Below are 16,737 nucleotides of genomic sequence, written 5' to 3' on the forward strand. Positions count from 1 at the left end.
GGCGGCGGGCGGGGGCGGCTCGTCACCGCAGCTGCGCCGGGGCCTCCATGGCGATCCGCTCGAAGACCTTCTCGTCGGCTGCGAAGTCCGAGTCCGGGATGGGCCAGTGGATCACCAGCTCCGTGAAGCCCAGTTCGGCGTGCCGGCCGGCGAAGTCGACGAAGGCGTCGAGGGACTCGAGCGGCCGTCCGCGGTCCGGAGTGAATCCGGTGAGCAGGATCCTGTCGATGTCGTCCGGGTTCCGGCCCAACTCGGCGCAGGCGTCCACCAGTTTCTCCGCCTGCCCGCGCAGGGCCTGGACCGACTGCTCGGGTGTGCCGTTCTCGTACAGCCTCGGGTCGCCCGTGGTGACCCAGGCCTGTCCGTGCCGGGCGGCGAGCCGCAGTCCGCGGGGGCCGGTGGCGGCGACGGCGAAGGGCAGCCGGGGCCGCTGCACGCAGCCGGGGATGTTCCGTGCTTCGTGCGCCGCGTAGAAGTCGCCCTCGTACGACACGGAGTCCTCGGTCAGCAGCCGGTCGAGCAGGGGGACGAACTCGGCGAAGCGGTCAGCGCGCTCGCGCGGTGTCCACGGTTCCTGGCCCAGCGCGGTGGCGTCGAACCCGGTGCCGCCCGCGCCGATGCCGAGGGTGACGCGTCCGCCGGAGATGTCGTCGAGGGAGATGAGCTCCTTGGCGAGGGTCACCGGGTGCCGGAAGTTCGGCGAGGTCACCAGGGTTCCCAGCCGCATCCGGTCGGTGACGCCCGCGGCGGCGGTCAGCGTCGGGACGGCACCGAACCACGGGCCGTCCCGGAAGGTGCGCCAGGACAGGTGGTCGTACGTGTACCCGGTGTGGAAGCCGAGTGCCTCGGCGCGCTCCCACGCCGAACGGCCGCCCTCGTGCCAGCGGCGGTACGGGAGGATCACGGTGCTCAGGCGCAGACTCATGCCGCCGAGCCTATGCGCCGCCCGGTGTTTCACGTGAAACCCTCACGGGCCCGGGAAAGGCCGCCCTCCGGACACCGCACGCCCATGGCCTGCGTGCGCCGCACCCCACCTCGCCACTCGCGCACCGCACCCGGCACGCAGTCGCCGGGTCACCGCACCCGTTCGCTCAGCCACGGGGTCAGGACGAGCATCGGGATGAACTCCTTGTGCGTCCGGTCCCGGGGCATCGGCACGACGAGGAAGTAGCCCGGAGGGAAGCGCCGCGCCTTGACGTACGCCCGGCCCTCGAAGACGGAGCGGAGGAAGGCCGGTACCTCGTCCCGGGGGACGTCGGGGCACTCGACGTTCTCGACCTCGATCAGGGCGTCGTCCTCCGGGTAGAGCCGCACGCGTACCCGGGGGCGTCCGCCGAACTCGACGTGGGCCTCGTGGGGGAGGGATCCGTCCGGGTCGGTCGTGACGCCGACCCCGGACGCGGTGCGGCGCGAGGTCTGGTCGGCCCCGATGTCGTGGGAGACCTCGATCTCCCGCGCGTACTCCTCGGCGAGCGCGCGCAAGGCGGTCACCGCGGCTTCGGTGGTGGGCAGCTGGTCCATACCGACGATCATGCCGTGCCGGATGTGTCCGGCGGAAACCGCAGGTACCGGGAGGGCACCGACGCCGTCAGCCACACGCCGTTCGCGCTGAGCCGGAAGACGTGGCCGTCGGCGTGCAGGGCGCCGGCGTCCACCGTGAGGACCACCGGACGGCCGCGCCGGGCTCCGACCCGGGTCGCCGTCTCCCGGTCGGCCGAGAGGTGGACGTCGTGCCGGTGCATGGGCCGCAGACCCTCGGAGCGGATCGCGCCCAGGAAGCGGGCGACGGTGCCGTGGTAGAGGTACGGCGGCGGGGTGGCCGGCGGCAGTCCCAGGTCGACCTCGATGCTGTGGCCCTGACTGGCGCGGATGCGGGCGCCGTCGACGGCGAAGCGTCGCTTGTCGTCCGCGTCGACGACGTGGATGAGCTCCTCACGGGTGAACCGGAAACCGTGGGTGGCGGCCGCCGCGATCAGGGTGTCGATCTCGGCCCAGCCGCCCTCGTCGAGGGTGAGTCCGATCCGCTCGGGGCGATGCCGCAGGTGTCTGGAGAGGTATTTCGACACCCTCACTCTGCGTTGTTCGTTCATGCGTTCAGACTGCCGGGCGTAACGCGGATCACGCGAAGGGTTTTGGAAGAGAGGTTTGATCCACAGCCCAGGGTAGTTATCCACAAGCAAAAGTGAGGATCCTGTGGACAGTCGCCGCCGTCAGAGCCGGGGCTTCACCCGCGCGATCCGCCGCAGGACCCCCGGCATCCACCGCGACAGCGCGTACCCGCCCCGCGCCTCGGGCGTCACCGGCACCACCGCCTCGTCGTCCACCACCGCGCGCAGGATCGCCCCGGCGACCTTCTCGGGCGGGTAGTCGCGCAGCCCGTAGAGCCGCGCGGCCCGCTCCCGGAGCCGCTGTTCCTCCTCCTCCGCAGCCCCCGCGAACCGCGCGGTGGACGTGATGGCGGTGTTGACGAATCCCGGACAGATCGCCGTCACACCGATGTCCCGTTCCGCCAGCTCCGCGCGCAGGCAGGCGCTCAGCATCAGCACCGCCGCCTTGGAGGTGCTGTAGGCGGGCAGGGACCGGGAGGGCAGGAACGCCGCCGCCGAGGCGACGTTGACGATGTGGCCGCCCTGGCCCCGCTCGGTCATCTGCCGGCCGAAGAGGCGGCAGCCGTGGATGACTCCCCACAGGTTGACGTCGAGGACCCTTCTCCAGTCCTCCGTCGTGGTGTCCAGGAACGGGCCGCCGAGACCGACGCCGGCGTTGTTCACCAGCACGTCCACCACGCCGTACTCGGCGCCGACCCGCTCGGCGAACTTCTCCATGCCGTGCTCGTCGGAGACGTCCACCGTCTCCGCCCAGGCCCGCTGCGCGCCGCCCTGCCGGGCCTCCTCCGCGGTGCGCCGTGCCGACTCCGTGTCCCGGTCGGCCGCGATCACGCGCGCGCCCGCCGCGGCGAACGCCAGCGCGGTGGCCCGCCCGATGCCGCTGCCGGCCCCGGTGACGAGCACGAGCCGGCCACCGAACCGGTCGGCGTACCGGCCCCGGGCCGCGGTTCGCGTCCTGCCCTCCTCCACCGACTCGACGAAGTCGGTGATCCAGGACGCCAGCTGGTCGGGACGGGTGCGCGGCACCCAGTGGCCGGTGGGCAGCGTCCGCCGGGTCAGGCGGGGCGCCCACTGCTCCAGTCCGTCGTAGAGGTGCTCCGAGAGGAAGCGGTCGCCCAGCGGTGTGATCAGCTGGACGGGCACGTGTGCGTACGCGTCCGCGCGCGGCGCGCGCAGCCGGGGCCGGACGTTGTCCCGGTACAGCCAGGCCCCGTGGGCGGCGTCGGACGGCAGGGAGGCGGTCGGGTAGTCGCCGCCGGGCACCTTCTCGACGCGCTGCAGGATGCGCGGCCAGCGCTTGCCGAGGGGGCCGCGCCAGGCCAGTTCGGGCAGGACCGGGGTGTGCAGCAGGTAGATGTACCAGGACTTGGCGCCCTGGCCGAGCAGCTGGCCGACCCGGCGCGGAGTGGGCCGGCCCAGACGGCTGTTGATCCAGTGACCGAAGTGGTCGAGGGACGGCCCCGACATCGAGGTGAAGGACGCGATGCGGCCCTCGGTGCGCCCGACGGTGGCGAACTCCCAGGACTGGACGGAACCCCAGTCGTGACCCACCAGGTGCACCGGGCGGTCCGGGCTGACCGCGTCCGCCACGGCCAGGAAGTCGTCGGTCAGCCTCTCCAGGGTGAAGCCGCCCCGCAGCGGCTCGGGTGCCGTGGACCGGCCGTGGCCCCGCACGTCGTACGCGACGACGTGGAAGTGCTCGGCGAGCCGGGCCGCGAGCCGCGACCACACCTCCTTGCTGTCGGGGTAGCCGTGCACCAGGACGACCGTGGGCCGTCCGGCATCACCCAGCTCGGCCACGCACAACTCGACGTCACCCGCGTGCACCCGGCGCTCCCGCGCCCCGTCGATCCCCGTCATGACGGCGAATCTCGCAGTCGTTAGAGCATTCGTCAACAGCGCCTCCGGTGCCGTCCGCCCGGCCCGGTGCCCCACCCGGGCGCCGTATAGCCCTCAGGCAGGGCGTCCCCTACGGGCGCGTACGACTCCAGGGGGACACCAAGACGGCTCTCCGGTCTGACGACCGGGTTGCCGCGGGTCACTACCGTCTGGGACGTGACTGTGATCGCGACCGAAAGCCTGAGCAAGCGGTTCCCCCGGGTGACCGCGCTTGACCGGCTCTCCGTGGACGTCGGGCCCGGTGTGACCGGACTCGTCGGATCCAACGGGGCCGGCAAGTCCACACTGATCAAGATCCTGCTGGGTCTGTCCCCCGCCACGGAGGGCCGCGCCGAAGTGCTCGGCCTCGACGTCGCCACCAAGGGGCCGGCCATCCGTGAGCGGGTCGGCTACATGCCGGAGCACGACTGCCTGCCGCCGGACGTGTCGGCCACGGAGTTCGTCGTCCACATGGCCCGCATGTCCGGACTGCCGCCGACCGCCGCGCGCGAGCGCACCGCCGACACCCTGCGCCATGTCGGCCTCTACGAGGAGCGGTACCGCCCCATGGGCGGCTACTCGACCGGCATGAAGCAGCGCGTGAAGCTGGCGCAGGCCCTGGTGCACGACCCGCAGCTGGTGTTCCTGGACGAGCCGACCAACGGCCTCGACCCGGTCGGCCGCGACGAGATGCTCGGCCTGATCCGCCGCATCCACACCGACTTCGGCATCTCCGTCCTGGTCACCTCGCACCTGCTGGGCGAACTGGAACGCACCTGCGACCACGTGGTCATCGTGGACGGCGGACGCCTGCTGCGCTCCAGCTCCACCACGGACTTCACCCAGTCCACCACGACCCTCGCCATCGAGGTCACCGACACCGACGAGCACCCGGACGGCACGCGCGCGGTGCGCGACGCCCTCCTCGCGCGCGGGGTGACCGTCCAGGACGGCAGCGGGCTGCCGGGCGCCGGACACGTGCTGCTGCTCACCGCGCGCGGCGACGAGACGTACGACCTGGTCCGCGACGTCATCGCCGGCCTCGGTCTCGGCCTGGTGCGCATGGAGCAGCGCCGCCACCACATCGCCGAGGTCTTCCAGAACAGCGACGAGACGCGGAAGGAGGCGGTCGGTCATGGCAGCTGAGCACTCCGTGCAGACACCCGCCACCGCATCGGGTGACACCCGTATCCACAACATCGGCTACCGCTCCTACGACGGCCCCCGTCTCGGCCGTTCGTACGCCAGGCTCTCGCTGTACTCGCAGTCGCTGCGCGGCTCCTACGGCCTCGGCCGGTCGGTGAAGTCCAAGGTGCTGCCGATGCTGCTGTTCGTGGTGATGTGCGTGCCGGCCGCCATCATGGTGGCGGTCGCCGTCGCCACCAAGGCCAACGACCTGCCCGTCGAGTACACCCGCTACGCGATCATCATGCAGGCCGTCATCAGCCTGTACGTGGCCTCGCAGGCACCCCAGTCCGTCTCGCGCGACCTGCGCTTCAAGACCGTGCCGCTGTACTTCTCGCGGCCGATCGAGACCGCCGACTACGTACGGGCCAAGTACGCCGCGCTGGCCTCCGCGCTGTTCATCCTCACCGCCGCCCCGCTGCTGGTGCTGTACATCGGCGCGCTGCTCGCCAAGCTGGACTTCGCCGACCAGACCAAGGGATTCGCACAGGGGCTGGTCTCCGTGGCACTGCTCTCACTGCTGTTCGCCGGCATCGGCCTGGTCATCGCGTCGGTCACCCCGCGCCGCGGCTTCGGCATCGCGGCCGTGATCGCCGTCCTGACCATCTCCTACGGGGCGGTCTCCACCCTCCAGGCGATCGCCGACTACCAGGGCAGCAGCAGCGCCACCGTCGCCTGGATCGGCCTGTTCTCCCCGATCACCGTCCTCGACGGCGTGCAGTCCGCCTTCCTGGGCGCGACGTCCACCTTCCCCGGCGGCACCGGACCCGGCACCGGAGAGGGCGTGGTGTACGTCGTCCTCGCCCTGGGCCTGATCGCCGCCAGCTACGGCCTTTTGGTGCGCCGCTACAAGAAGGTGGGAACGTGACCCCGCCCAGCCCGTCGCCCGCCACCACCCTTTCAAGGAATGGGCTGCGTCCATGAGCACTCTTTCCATCGACCACGTCTCGCGCTGGTTCGGCAACGTGGTCGCCGTTAACGACATCACAATGACCATCGGCCCGGGTGTCACCGGCCTGCTCGGTCCCAACGGCGCCGGGAAGTCCACCCTCATCAACATGATGGGCGGCTTCCTCGCCCCGTCCACCGGCACCGTCACCCTCGACGGGCAGCCGGTGTGGCGCAACGAGCAGATCTACCGGCACATCGGCGTCGTGCCCGAGCGCGAGGCGATGTACGACTTCCTCACCGGCCGGGAGTTCGTCCTCGCCAACGCGGAACTGCACGGCCTGGGCGCGCAGGCGGCGCAGAAGGCCCTCGCCACGGTCGAGATGGAGTACGCGCAGGACCGCAAGATCGCCACGTACTCCAAGGGCATGCGGCAGCGCGTGAAGATGGCCTCCGCGCTGGTGCACGAGCCGTCCCTGCTCCTGCTGGACGAGCCCTTCAACGGCATGGACCCGCGCCAGCGGATGCAGCTGATGGACCTGCTGCGGCGGATGGGCGACGAGGGCCGCACGGTGCTGTTCTCCTCCCACATCCTGGAGGAGGTCGAGCAGCTCGCCTGGCACATCGAGGTCGTCGTCGCCGGACGGCACGCGGCCAGCGGCGACTTCCGCAAGATCCGGCGCCTGATGACGGACCGGCCGCACCGCTACCTGGTGCGCTCCAGCGACGACCGGGCGCTGGCCGCCGCGCTGATCGCCGACCCGTCCACGTCCGGCATCGAGGTCGACCACAGTGAGGGCGCGCTGCGCATCCAGGCCGTCGACTTCGGCCGGTTCACGGCCCTGCTGCCCCGGGTCGCCAAGGAGCACGGCATCCGCCTGCTCACGGTCTCGCCGTCGGACGAGTCCCTCGAGTCCGTGTTCTCGTACCTGGTCGCGGCGTAGGAGGCCCTGATGTACGACCCCACTGTCGCCCGGCTCACCTATCGGGCGCTGCTCGGCCGGCGCCGGGCCCTCATCCTCGGCGCCCTGCCGCTGCTGCTGATCGTGATCTCCCTGGCGGTGCGCGCACTCGCCGGTGTCGACGACCAGACGGCCGCCGACGTGCTCGGCGGACTGGCGCTCGCCACGATGGTGCCGATCATCGGTGTCATCGCGGGCACGGGCGCCATCGGGCCCGAGATCGACGACGGCTCGGTGGTGTACCTGCTGTCGAAGCCGATCAAGCGCCCCACCATCATCTTCACCAAGCTGATCGTCGCGATCGCCGTCACCATGGTCTTCTCGGCCGTGCCCACGCTGATCGCGGGATTCATCCTCAACGGCAACGGCCAGCAGATCGCCGTCGCCTACACGGTGGCGGCGCTGGTCGCCTCCATCGCCTACGCGGCGATGTTCCTGCTGCTGGGCACCGTCTCGCGGCACGCCGTGGTGTTCGGTCTGGTCTACGCGCTCGTCTGGGAGGCGCTGTTCGGTTCCCTGGTGTCCGGTGCGCGCACCCTCAGCGTCCAGCAGTGGTCGCTGGCCGTCGCCGAGAAGGTCAACGACGGCACCCTGGTCACCTCGGACGTCGGCCTGACCACGGCGACCGTCCTGCTGGTCGTGGTCACCGTGCTGGCCACCTGGTTCGCGGGCCAGAAGCTGCGCGCGCTGACGCTGGCCGGGGAGGAGTGACCGTCCGGGGCAGCCGTCCCTGACCGGTCCGCGACGGCGGGCGGTACGTCCTGGCAGGCGCCGGACGCACCGCCCGCCGTGCGCGTGCACCGGGCGCCGGCCGGTGAGGGCGCGCACCCGGTTTATTCGGTGGCGTCCGGCCTGTCCGCCGGGGCAGAGTGGAGGTGTCCGCAACGCCGGGAAGGTCCGGTGTCAGGGTCCGGGAGAGGAGCGGGGCGATGCCACTGCACGGCAGGACGTCCGGCTCCCTTCGGGGCAGCCCGCGGCGGATTCCGGAGTAGTCCTCACGCTCCGTCGAGTCCGCCCCGCACGCGGGAGCTGCCCGGGGCGGCCGCTTCGAGCACGCGCCCGCACAGCGCGTGGGCCGCCCACCCGGAGGATTGGCCGAGAGGCAAGGCACCGGCTCGGGCCGGGTCCGGAACGGTCGTTCCGGTCACCGGTGAGCCGCGGTCGGGCGCGAGCCCGCGCACGTTCGATCCGTGCATCCTCCGCGAGACGCCGGACACCCGGCGCCATCAGCCCAGCAGACGCTCCAGGACCAGCGCGATCCCGTCCTCCTCGTTGGAGGACGTCACCTCGTCGGCCACCGCCCGCAGCTCCGGGTGGGCGTTGGCCATCGCCACGCCGTGCGCGGCCCAGCCGAACATCGGGACGTCGTTCGGCATGTCGCCGAAGGCGATCGTCCCGGCGGCCTTCACGCCCAGGCGGCGGGCCGCCAGCGACAGCCCGGTGGCCTTGGACAGCCCGAGGGGGAGCAGTTCGACGATGCCCTCGCCCGCCATGGTGACGGTGACGAACCCGCCCGCGGTGCGGGCGGCCACGTCGGCGAGCTCGTCGGAGGTCAGGGACGGGTGCTGGATGTACAGCTTGTTCAGGGGCGCCGTCCACAGGTCGGACGCGTCCGTGAACGGGGTGGCGGGCAGCCCGCCCACGACCTCGTACCCGGGCCCGACCAGCACCTCGCCGTCCAGGCCGTCACGGCTCGCCGCCAGGTGCAGCGGGCCGGTCTCGGCCTCGATCTTGGCGAGCGCCACCCCGGCCAGCTGCCGGTCCAGCGTCACCGACGTCAGCAGCCGGTGCTCGCCCGCGTCGTACACCTGGGCGCCCTGACCGCACACGGCGAGGCCACGGTAGCCGAGGTCGTCGAGTATCGGCCGGGTCCAGGGGACGGCGCGCCCGGTGACGACGATGTGGGCGGCACCCGCCGCGGTGGCCGCGGCGAGTGCGTCCCGGGTGCGCTGCGACACCGAGTGGTCGTCACGCAGCAGCGTGCCGTCGAGGTCGGTGGCCACGAGCCGGTACGGGAAGGGCGACGCTGCGGTACTCACTTGGCGACCGGCTCCAGCAGTTCACGGCCGCCCAGGTAGGGGCGCAGCACCTCGGGCACGCGCACCGACCCGTCGGCCTGCTGGTGGTTCTCCAGGATCGCCACGATGGTGCGCGGTACGGCGCACAGGGTGCCGTTGAGCGTGGCGAGCGGGCGCACCTTCTTGTCCTCACGGACCCGGATCTGCAGGCGCCGGGACTGGAACTCGGTGCAGTCCGAGGTGGAGGTCAGCTCGCGGTACTTGCCCTGCGTCGGGATCCACGCCTCGCAGTCGTACTTGCGTGCCGCGGAGGAGCCCAGGTCGGCCGAGGCGACGTCGATCACGCGGAACGGCAGCTCCAGCGACGTCAGCCACTGCTTCTCCCACTCCAGCAGCCGCTGGTGCTCCGCCTGCGACTCCTCGGGGGTGACGTAGGAGAACATCTCGACCTTGTCGAACTGGTGCACGCGGAAGATGCCGCGCGTGTCCTTGCCGTGCGAGCCGGCCTCGCGGCGGAAGCAGGGCGAGAAGCCCGCGTAGCGCAGCGGCAGGCGGTCCGCCTCGATGATCTCGTCCATGTGGTACGCGGCGAGGGGCACTTCGGACGTGCCGACCAGGTAGAGGTCGTCCTTGTCGAGGTGGTACACGTCCTGGGCGGCCTGGCCGAGGAAGCCGGTGCCCGCCATGGACTGGGGACGGACCAGGGCCGGGGTGAGCATCGGCGTGAAGCCGGCGGCGGTGGCCTGCGCGATCGCCGCGTTGACCAGCGCCAGCTCGAGCAGGGCGCCGACACCGGTCAGGAAGTAGAAGCGGGATCCGGAGACCTTCGCGCCGCGCTCGACGTCGATGGCGCCGAGGATCTGGCCGAGTTCCAGGTGGTCCTTGGGCTCGAAGCCCTCGGCGCCGAAGTCGCGGACGGTGCCGTGCGTCTCCAGCGTGACGAAGTCCTCCTCGCCGCCGACGGGGACGTCGGGGTGGACGAGGTTGCTGAGCTGCAGCAGGAGTTCCTGGGTCTCGGCGTCGGCGGCGTCCCGTTCGGCGTCGGCGGCCTTCACCGCGGTGGCGAGCTCGCCCGCCTTCTTCAGCAGCTCGGCCTTCTCGTCACCGGACGCCTTGGGGATCAGCTTGCCGAGTGCCTTCTGTTCGGCGCGCAGCTCGTCGAAGCGGACGCCGGACGACCTGCGCCGTTCGTCGGCGGACAGGAGGGAGTCGACGAGGGCGACGTCCTCTCCACGGGCGCGCTGCGACGCACGCACACGGTCGGGGTCCTCACGGAGCAGGCGAAGGTCAATCACGCGGTCAAGGCTACCGGTGTGCGGTGACGGGCCACGACCCACTATTGCGGCCGGGGTGGCTTACGTTCCGTTATTGGCGAATTGCACCTTGTTTTCTTCCCGGTCAATAAGGGTGATCGGTTCCCCGGAACGGGTCAGGCGAGGGTGTGGTGATTGACTGGATTCCCTTGCGGGGCAGGGGACTTGAGGGATGCTTGTCCACAGAGATCGCCGCTGCGGGGAAAGTTATCCACAGGGTGTGGGGAAGATCTGTGGACATTGGAATTGATCACTCCGAAAGGCGCGGCCGACGTCGAGGATTCCCGGTCCGACCTCGCTTTATCCCCACTTTCGAGTGGAAAGGCGTCACCTCAAAGGGTTGACGCAGGGAAAAGGGTGGACGAAGGGTGATGTGCCGCCAGGCGGCAGCGATCATGACCAGAAGGGCGATTTGTCGACCGTACGGCACCTTGGTGTCGACTTGTCCCCAGGTCGAGAAGCGGACCTGTGGATAACTCCTGTGGATGGCGAAAATCAGCAGGTAGGACCGACGGCCGACGCCCTGCGGCCCCACCCGTCACACGCGGACGGCGGACCCGTCAGAACCGGCCGTCCTGGCACCGCGCCACCCAGTCCGCCGCCGCCACGAACTCCTCGTCCGACGTCCCCGGAAGCGTGGGACGCGATGGCGGGCCGGCGTCGGCCCGCGGGTAGGAGCCGAGGAAACGCACCTGGAGGCAGATCCGCTTGAGGCCCATGAGCGCCTCGGCGACCCTCCGGTCGGAGATGTGGCCCTCGGCGTCGATGCAGAAGCAGTAGTTGCCGATCCCGGCGCCGGTCGGCCGGGACTGCAGCAGCATCAGGTTGATGCCCCGCGTCGCGAACTCTCCCAGCAGATCGCGCAGTCCGCCGGGATGGTCGTCCCGCTGCCACAGGACCACGGAGGTCTTGTCGGCACCCGTGGGGGCCGCGGGCCGGGCGGGCCGGCCCACCAGCACGAACCGGGTCTGGGCGTTCTCCGCGTCGTGGATCCCGGTCTCCAGCGGCACCAGCCCGTACCGGCCCGCAGCGAACTCCCCGGCGAAGGCGGCGTCGTACCGGCCCTCCTGGACCAGCCGCGCCCCGTCCGCGTTCGATGCGGCCGACTCCCAGTGCACGTCCGGCAGGTGCGCCTTCATCCAGTTGCGGACCTGCGGCTGGGCCGCCGGATGCGCGGTGACCGTCTTGATGTCCGACATTTTGGTGCCGGGGCGGACCAGCAGGGCGAAGGTGATCGACAGCAGCACCTCGCGGTAGATCATCAGCGGGCTGCCCGCGACCAGCTCGTCGAGGGTGGTGGTGATGCCGCCCTCGACGGAGTTCTCGATCGGCACGAACGCGGCCTCCGCCTCGCCCGCGCGGACGGCGTCGAGCGCGGACTGCACGGACACGTACGGGACGAGCTCCCGGGTGGCCGTCTCCGGGAGGGTGCGCAGGGCGACTTCGGTGAAGGTGCCCTCGGGGCCGAGATACGCGTAGCTCGCTGGCATGTCTTCACCCTAATGGGCCCACCCCCGTGTGCCGCCCGGATTTGCCCCGAGGAGTGACAGCGGCCTGGTTTCATCCCTCCAGGAGCCGCTGGCCGACATACTCGCCCTCCGCCGCACCGCCCGGCACCGCGTACAGCCCGCTGGCCTCGTGCCGGATGTACGGCGACAGGGCGTCGCCGCGGTCCAGCTTGCGCTGCACCGGGACGAAACCGCGCAGCGGGTCCGCCTGCCAGCAGATGAACAGCAGACCCGCGTCCGGCACTCCGTCGGCGTCGATGCCGTCGTGGTACGAGAACGGGCGCCGGAGCATCGCGGCGCCGCCGTTCTGATCGGGGCGGGTGATGCGCGCGTGCGCGTTGAAGGGGACGACCAGGTTGCCCCGGGAGTCCGTCTTCTCCAGGTCCATGGGGGACGTCTCCGTGCCCCCCGACAGCGGCGCCCCGTCCGACTTGCGGCGCCCGATGACCGCCTCCTGCTCCGTGACCGGCAGCTTCTCCCAGTCGTCGAGGAGCATGCGGATGCGGCGCACGACGGCGTAGGAGCCGTTCGCCATCCAGGCGGGCTCGCCCTTGTCCGGGACGAAGATCCGCTGGTCGAAGTCGGCGTCGGCGGGCTTGGGATTGCGGGTCCCGTCGATCTGGCCCATCAGGTTGCGGGCCGTCATCGGGCGCGCGGTGGCGCCCGGGGACCGGTTGAAACCGTTCATCTGCCAGCGCACCCGCGCCGCCGACCCCGCGTCCTTCTGGACCGCCCGCAGGGCGTGGAAGGCGACCAGGGCGTCGTCGGCACCGATCTGCACCCACAGGTCGCCGTTGCTGCGCTTCTTGTCGAGCCGGTCGGAGGAGAAGTCGGGCAGCGGGTCCAGGGCCACGGGGCGCTGCTTCTCCAGGCCGGTGCGTCCGAAGAAGCTATGCCCGAACCCGAAGGTCAGGGTCAGTGAGGACGGCCCGGCGTCACGCGCCACGCCGGTGTCGCCCTGCCCGCTCGGCTCGCCCGCCATCAGACGGCGGGCCGTGTCGGACCAGCGGCGCAGCAGGGCCGCCGCCTCCTTGCGCCCGGCGCCGGGGGCCAGGTCGAAGGCGACGAGATGGCCCCGCGCGTGCAACCCCTCGACGATGCCGGGCTGATGTTTCCCGTGAAACATCACCCGGCGTTCGCCCACCGAGGCGAGCGGGGTGGCCGCTCCGGCGGGCGCCGACGCATATCCCACGGCGCCGCCCGCCGCGCCGAACACGATCCCGGTGGCGCCCGCGGTGCCGAGCAGGCGGCGCCGGGAGATGCCGTCGGGGGCAGGGCGGGCGGTGTCCGCCGCCTCGGGTGCCTCCGGGGTACGGGTCTCGGGAAGGGACTGGTCGGGCATGGTCGTTCAGCCGATCTGCGCGTTCTTGGAGACGGTCACCTGGTCGATGTCGGAGGTGCGCACGGTCACCTCCACCTTCCAGTCGCCGGCGAGCGGGATCTGCACCCCGCTCGCCGACCAGTGTCCGGCGGTGATGCGGTCGGGTGCCACGGGCAGCGGTCCGATGTCCTTGGCGGCGAGGGTGAAGGCGATCTTCACCTCGGGGATGTCGTAGGGCGTGCCGTCGGTGCGCTCCACGTACACGTGGACGGCGTTGTTGCCGACGCGCGCGGGGTCGAGGTCGACCGTGACGACCCCCTTGCCCTTCTCGCCGCCGGTGTCGAACGGCATGTTCAGGGTCACCGCCCCCGATCCCTGGCCGGTGGCGGCCGAGGCGGAGTCGGACACCGAGGCGGCCGCTCTCGCCTCCTGCTCGGTGCGGCCCGGCTCGGTCTGGGTCAGTGCGGTGGTGACGGCGAGCAGGACGACGGCGACGGCCGCCTCGGCGAGCACGGAGCGGCGCAGTCCGAACCGGTTCGGGTCGGCGTCGCGCACCCGCTTCTGCCGCGCGCTCTCCACGGCGGCCCGCTGCCGCGCGAGCTGGGCGGCCCGCACGGCATCCGTCCCGTTGTCGCCCGTGGCCTTCTCTGCATCGGTCGCGGGCTCGTCGGTCGCGGGCTCGTCGGTCGCGGACCCGTCGGCCGCGGACCCGTCGGCCGCGGGCCCGTCCGCCTCGGCCGCCGTCATCGCCGGTGCTCCGGTCTTCGCCCCGGCCGTGGCCTCGGCCTTCACTGCGGTCGTCGAGCCGGCCTTCCCGGCCTTCCCGGCCTTCCCGGCCTTCCCGGCCTTCCCGTCCTTTCCGGTGGTCCCGGCGTCGGCCTCCGTGGCGGACGCGGCGCCCGCCGTCTGCTTCTCCGCGCGTGCGGCAGGCACCCGGGTCGCTGCCGTTGCCGTTGCCGTCGCCGTCGGCTCCGCGAGGCGCGCCGTCCAGCGCCGGGAGAGGGCGGCGATCCCGACCAGCACCGCCACCAGCACGATCTTGGCGAGCAGCAACTGCCCGTACCGGGTGTCGGTGAACGCCGACCAGGAGCCGAGCTGCCGCCAGCTCTGGTAGATCCCGGTGAGGACCAGTGCGATCACGCTGCCGAAGGCGATCCGGGAGAACCGTCGGACCGCCTCCGGGCCGACCGGGGTGTCCGCGGGCGCCCGGTAGAGCGCGACGAGCAGGGTGGTGAGTCCGCCCAGCCACGCGGCGACCGCCAGCAGGTGGAGCACGTCGACGGGCATGGCGATGCCCGTCTGGATGCCGGTGGACGCATGCTCGGACAGGGCCCAGGTCGCCGCGAGACCGGCCGCCACCACGGTGCCGCCGATCGCCAGACCGAAGGTGAGGTCCCGCTTCCGCTCCTCGCCGCCGTCCCCCGGCGCGCTCCCGCCGCCGTCCCCCGACGCGGCACCGCTGCCGGCCCTGTCGGTGCCGTCCCCGTCGGTCTCGGCGTCGTCGTCGGCCGCGGGACGGGCGTAGGCACCGAACAGCACGGCGATGAACAGCGCCGCGGCCGCGAGCAGCAGCAGCCGGGAGACCAGGGCCGCACCCGTCTTGGTCTGCAGCACCTGCCCGAGCAGCGACAGGTCGAAGACGTCGCCGAAGGCCCCCGACGTCGTGTAGGAACCCCGCAGCAGCAGCATCCCCAGGGTGGACGCGGTGAGCGCGAGCCACCCGGAGACCACCAGCCGCTGCACCGCCCGCACCGACGCCCCGCGCCCCCAGCAGGCGAGCACGAACGCGGCCCCGCCGACCAGGACCACGAACCCGGCGTACGCCGTGTAGCGCCCGAAGCCGTACAGCAGGCCGACCGCGCCCTCGTCGGGTGCCTGGCCCGAGACGGACACCGTGGTCTCGGAGGGAGCGCCGACGGAGAAGCTGAAGGCACCGGCGACGGGATGGCTGTCCGCCGACACGACCTGGTACGTCACGGTGTACGTGCCGTCGGGCAGCCCGCTGTGCAGGCGCACGGTGTACGTGGTGCCCTCGGGGTTGTCCGGGTCGCCCCGGTCGACGCGCTTGCCCTTGGGGTCGAGCACGCGCAGGGCGTCGTCACTGATCGCGACGGGCTCGGAGAAGGTGAGCGACACCTGGGCCGGGGCCTTGTCGACCACCGTCCCCTGCTGGGGATCGCTGCCCGTCAGCGCGGCGTGCGCGGAGACGGGAGCGGCCCCGGCGAGCAGCGCGCCGGTGACGGCCAGCAACAGCAGCACCAGGATCCGGACGCGGGGCGCGATGGTCTGGGTCACGGGGGTGTCTCCCTCAGTGTCCGTGCTTCGGCGTGTAGGTGGCGGCCCTCACCGGGATCTCGACCGTGACGGGGTCGGACTGGGCGAACCGGAGTTCCACGGAGACCTTCTGGCCTTCCTTCGGCTTCCGCTTCAGCTCCTCGAACATCAGGTGGTTGCCGCCGCTCTCCAGGACGAGGCGGCCGTTCGCCGGGATGTCGAGGCCGTCCACCTCCCGCATGGAGCCGTCGACGGTCTCGTGCACGGTCACCGAACCGGCGACGTCACTGTCCACGGACGTCAGCCGGTCGGCCGCGCCGCCCTTGTTGGTGATGACGAGGAACCCGGCCGCCATGTCCGACACGGGCTGCGGCATGTACGCGGAGCCGACGGACAGTTCGGGCGTGCCGGAGTCCTTCCCTCCTGAGTCGGAGCTGCCGCAGCCGGTCAGGACCAGCGCTCCCGCGACGGCGAGGGCCGCGCCCACGGCACGCCTCACGGTGCCTCACCCTTGATGATCTCGGGGAGGTCCTGGGTGTAGTCCTCGACGGTGGCGTCCTCGCCGTAGAGCAGGTAGCCGCCGTCGGTCTTCGGGGAGAACGCGACGACCTGCGTGCCGTGGTCGGAGACCGTCTTGCCCTGGTCGTCCTTGCGCGGCGGGTTGATGGTGATGCCCAGGGTGCGCGCGCCGGCCTGGATGGTGGAGAAGTCCCCGGTCAGACCGACGACCTGGGAGTCGATGCCCTTGAGCCACTTGCCCAGCGCGGGCGCGGTGTCCCGCTCGGGGTCGGTGGTGACGAACACGATCCGCAGCTGGTCCTGCTGCTCCTTGGAGAGTTGCTTCTTGGCCACGGCGATGTTGTTCATCGTCAGCGGGCAGACGTCGGGGCAGTGCGTGTAGCCGAAGTAGATCAGCGTCGGCTTGCCCGCGGTCTCCTTGCGGAAGTCGTACTCCTTGCCGTTCGTGTCGGTGAGGACGAGGTCGGGCTTCTCGAACGGCTTGTCCAGGAGAGTGGCCGCCTTCTCGGCACCGGCCTCCTCGGATACCACGGCGACCGGCTTGCCGCTGTTGTCGTCGTTGGCGCCGCAGGCGGTGAGGGTCACGCAGGCGGCGGCGAGCAGGGCCGCTGCGGCGAAGGTGTTCTTGCGCATGAGATTCGGTGTCCCGGTGGTGAGTGCTCCGGCGGGGGGGGGGGGGGGGGGGGCCCCGGGGGGGGGCCCCCGCCCCCCCCCCCCGGGGGGGGGGGGGGCAACCACACCCCCCCCCCGGCCCCGCCCCCCC

At 71.7% G+C, this 16,737-nt stretch carries 15 protein-coding genes and 1 tRNA gene; 5 read left to right on the forward strand and 11 right to left on the reverse strand.

Annotation, left to right across the window (positions count from 1 at the left end; genetic code table 11):
* Positions 1–22: 22 nt before the first annotated feature.
* The 4 genes from ACIRPP_RS18355 to ACIRPP_RS18370 all read right to left on the reverse strand — a co-directional run bounded on the left by ACIRPP_RS18355 (position 23) and on the right by ACIRPP_RS18370 (position 3,968).
* Positions 23–925, reverse strand: a complete 903-nt coding sequence (locus tag ACIRPP_RS18355) for an LLM class flavin-dependent oxidoreductase (RefSeq protein WP_403643607.1) — start codon at positions 923–925, stop codon at positions 23–25.
* 149 nt (positions 926–1,074) lie between these two features.
* The gene (locus ACIRPP_RS18360; RefSeq protein ID WP_403643609.1) at positions 1,075–1,533 is read right to left on the reverse strand and encodes a hypothetical protein; all 459 of its coding nucleotides are present in this window, start codon (positions 1,531–1,533) and stop codon (positions 1,075–1,077) included.
* Positions 1,530–2,090 (reverse strand): RNA 2'-phosphotransferase, encoded by a 561-nt coding sequence (locus tag ACIRPP_RS18365; RefSeq protein WP_403643612.1) that lies wholly within the window; start codon positions 2,088–2,090, stop codon positions 1,530–1,532. The genes ACIRPP_RS18360 and ACIRPP_RS18365 overlap by 4 nt, the downstream gene beginning before the upstream one ends.
* A gap of 120 nt (positions 2,091–2,210) precedes the next feature.
* Positions 2,211–3,968, reverse strand: coding sequence for an SDR family oxidoreductase (locus tag ACIRPP_RS18370; protein WP_403643615.1), 1,758 nt, complete (start codon positions 3,966–3,968; stop codon positions 2,211–2,213).
* Positions 3,969–4,169: 201 nt separating this feature from the next.
* Here ACIRPP_RS18370 and ACIRPP_RS18375 point away from each other — a divergent pair, with 201 nt between their 5' ends.
* The 5 genes from ACIRPP_RS18375 (at position 4,170) to ACIRPP_RS18395 (ending at position 8,223) form a co-directional block, all read left to right on the forward strand.
* Positions 4,170–5,132: an ABC transporter ATP-binding protein gene (locus ACIRPP_RS18375; protein WP_403643968.1), complete on the forward strand. Its 963-nt coding sequence runs from the start codon at positions 4,170–4,172 to the stop codon at positions 5,130–5,132.
* Positions 5,122–6,039, forward strand: a complete 918-nt coding sequence (locus ACIRPP_RS18380) for an ABC transporter permease (protein ID WP_403643618.1) — start codon at positions 5,122–5,124, stop codon at positions 6,037–6,039. Before ACIRPP_RS18375 ends, ACIRPP_RS18380 begins: the two co-directional genes overlap by 11 nt.
* A gap of 52 nt (positions 6,040–6,091) precedes the next feature.
* Positions 6,092–7,003 (forward strand): ABC transporter ATP-binding protein, encoded by a 912-nt coding sequence (locus tag ACIRPP_RS18385; RefSeq protein WP_403643621.1) that lies wholly within the window; start codon positions 6,092–6,094, stop codon positions 7,001–7,003.
* Positions 7,004–7,012: 9 nt separating this feature from the next.
* Positions 7,013–7,732: an ABC transporter permease subunit gene (locus ACIRPP_RS18390; protein WP_164338496.1), complete on the forward strand. Its 720-nt coding sequence runs from the start codon at positions 7,013–7,015 to the stop codon at positions 7,730–7,732.
* A gap of 374 nt (positions 7,733–8,106) precedes the next feature.
* Positions 8,107–8,223: transfer RNA gene (locus ACIRPP_RS18395), tRNA-OTHER, on the forward strand.
* A 24-nt stretch (positions 8,224–8,247) separates the two neighbouring features.
* On the opposite strand, the gene ACIRPP_RS18400 is transcribed toward ACIRPP_RS18395, so the two are convergent.
* From ACIRPP_RS18400 to ACIRPP_RS18430, 7 genes are all read right to left on the reverse strand, one after another.
* Positions 8,248–9,060 (reverse strand): HAD family hydrolase, encoded by an 813-nt coding sequence (locus ACIRPP_RS18400; protein WP_164338495.1) that lies wholly within the window; start codon positions 9,058–9,060, stop codon positions 8,248–8,250.
* Positions 9,057–10,334 carry a serine--tRNA ligase gene (gene serS, locus ACIRPP_RS18405; RefSeq protein ID WP_403643624.1) on the reverse strand — a complete coding sequence of 426 codons (1,278 nt, stop codon included), beginning with the start codon at positions 10,332–10,334 and terminating at the stop codon, positions 9,057–9,059. Before serS ends, ACIRPP_RS18400 begins: the two co-directional genes overlap by 4 nt.
* Positions 10,335–10,912: 578 nt before the next feature.
* Positions 10,913–11,842, reverse strand: a complete 930-nt coding sequence (gene pheA, locus ACIRPP_RS18410) for a prephenate dehydratase (protein ID WP_403643627.1) — start codon at positions 11,840–11,842, stop codon at positions 10,913–10,915.
* Between the two features lie 70 nt (positions 11,843–11,912).
* Positions 11,913–13,202, reverse strand: coding sequence for an iron uptake transporter deferrochelatase/peroxidase subunit (gene efeB, locus ACIRPP_RS18415; RefSeq protein WP_403643630.1), 1,290 nt, complete (start codon positions 13,200–13,202; stop codon positions 11,913–11,915).
* Positions 13,203–13,208: 6 nt separating this feature from the next.
* Positions 13,209–15,476, reverse strand: coding sequence for a copper resistance protein CopC (locus ACIRPP_RS18420; RefSeq protein WP_403643632.1), 2,268 nt, complete (start codon positions 15,474–15,476; stop codon positions 13,209–13,211).
* Between the two features lie 13 nt (positions 15,477–15,489).
* The gene (locus ACIRPP_RS18425; protein ID WP_403643635.1) at positions 15,490–15,954 is read right to left on the reverse strand and encodes a copper chaperone PCu(A)C; all 465 of its coding nucleotides are present in this window, start codon (positions 15,952–15,954) and stop codon (positions 15,490–15,492) included.
* Positions 15,951–16,607: an SCO family protein gene (locus ACIRPP_RS18430; RefSeq protein WP_403643638.1), complete on the reverse strand. Its 657-nt coding sequence runs from the start codon at positions 16,605–16,607 to the stop codon at positions 15,951–15,953. Before ACIRPP_RS18430 ends, ACIRPP_RS18425 begins: the two co-directional genes overlap by 4 nt.
* Between the last annotated feature and the right edge of the window lie 130 nt (positions 16,608–16,737).

Origin of the sequence: Streptomyces sp. NPDC101219 (assembly GCF_044767675.1) — a bacterium.
GTDB lineage: Bacteria > Actinomycetota > Actinomycetes > Streptomycetales > Streptomycetaceae > Streptomyces.

Bases quoted from the DNA above. Each gene is read 5' to 3' on its own strand.
- ACIRPP_RS18355 (WP_403643607.1), bottom strand. From the start codon at position 925: ATGAGTCTGCGCCTGAGCACCGTGATCCTCCCGTACCGCCGCTGGCAC.
- ACIRPP_RS18360 (WP_403643609.1), bottom strand. From the start codon at position 1,533: ATGATCGTCGGTATGGACCAGCTGCCCACCACCGAAGCCGCGGTGACC.
- ACIRPP_RS18365 (WP_403643612.1), bottom strand. From the start codon at position 2,090: ATGAACGAACAACGCAGAGTGAGGGTGTCGAAATACCTCTCCAGACAC.
- ACIRPP_RS18370 (WP_403643615.1), bottom strand. From the start codon at position 3,968: ATGACGGGGATCGACGGGGCGCGGGAGCGCCGGGTGCACGCGGGTGAC.
- ACIRPP_RS18380 (WP_403643618.1), top strand. From the start codon at position 5,122: ATGGCAGCTGAGCACTCCGTGCAGACACCCGCCACCGCATCGGGTGAC.
- ACIRPP_RS18385 (WP_403643621.1), top strand. From the start codon at position 6,092: ATGAGCACTCTTTCCATCGACCACGTCTCGCGCTGGTTCGGCAACGTG.
- ACIRPP_RS18390 (WP_164338496.1), top strand. From the start codon at position 7,013: ATGTACGACCCCACTGTCGCCCGGCTCACCTATCGGGCGCTGCTCGGC.
- pheA (WP_403643627.1), bottom strand. From the start codon at position 11,842: ATGCCAGCGAGCTACGCGTATCTCGGCCCCGAGGGCACCTTCACCGAA.
- efeB (WP_403643630.1), bottom strand. From the start codon at position 13,202: ATGCCCGACCAGTCCCTTCCCGAGACCCGTACCCCGGAGGCACCCGAG.
- ACIRPP_RS18430 (WP_403643638.1), bottom strand. From the start codon at position 16,607: ATGCGCAAGAACACCTTCGCCGCAGCGGCCCTGCTCGCCGCCGCCTGC.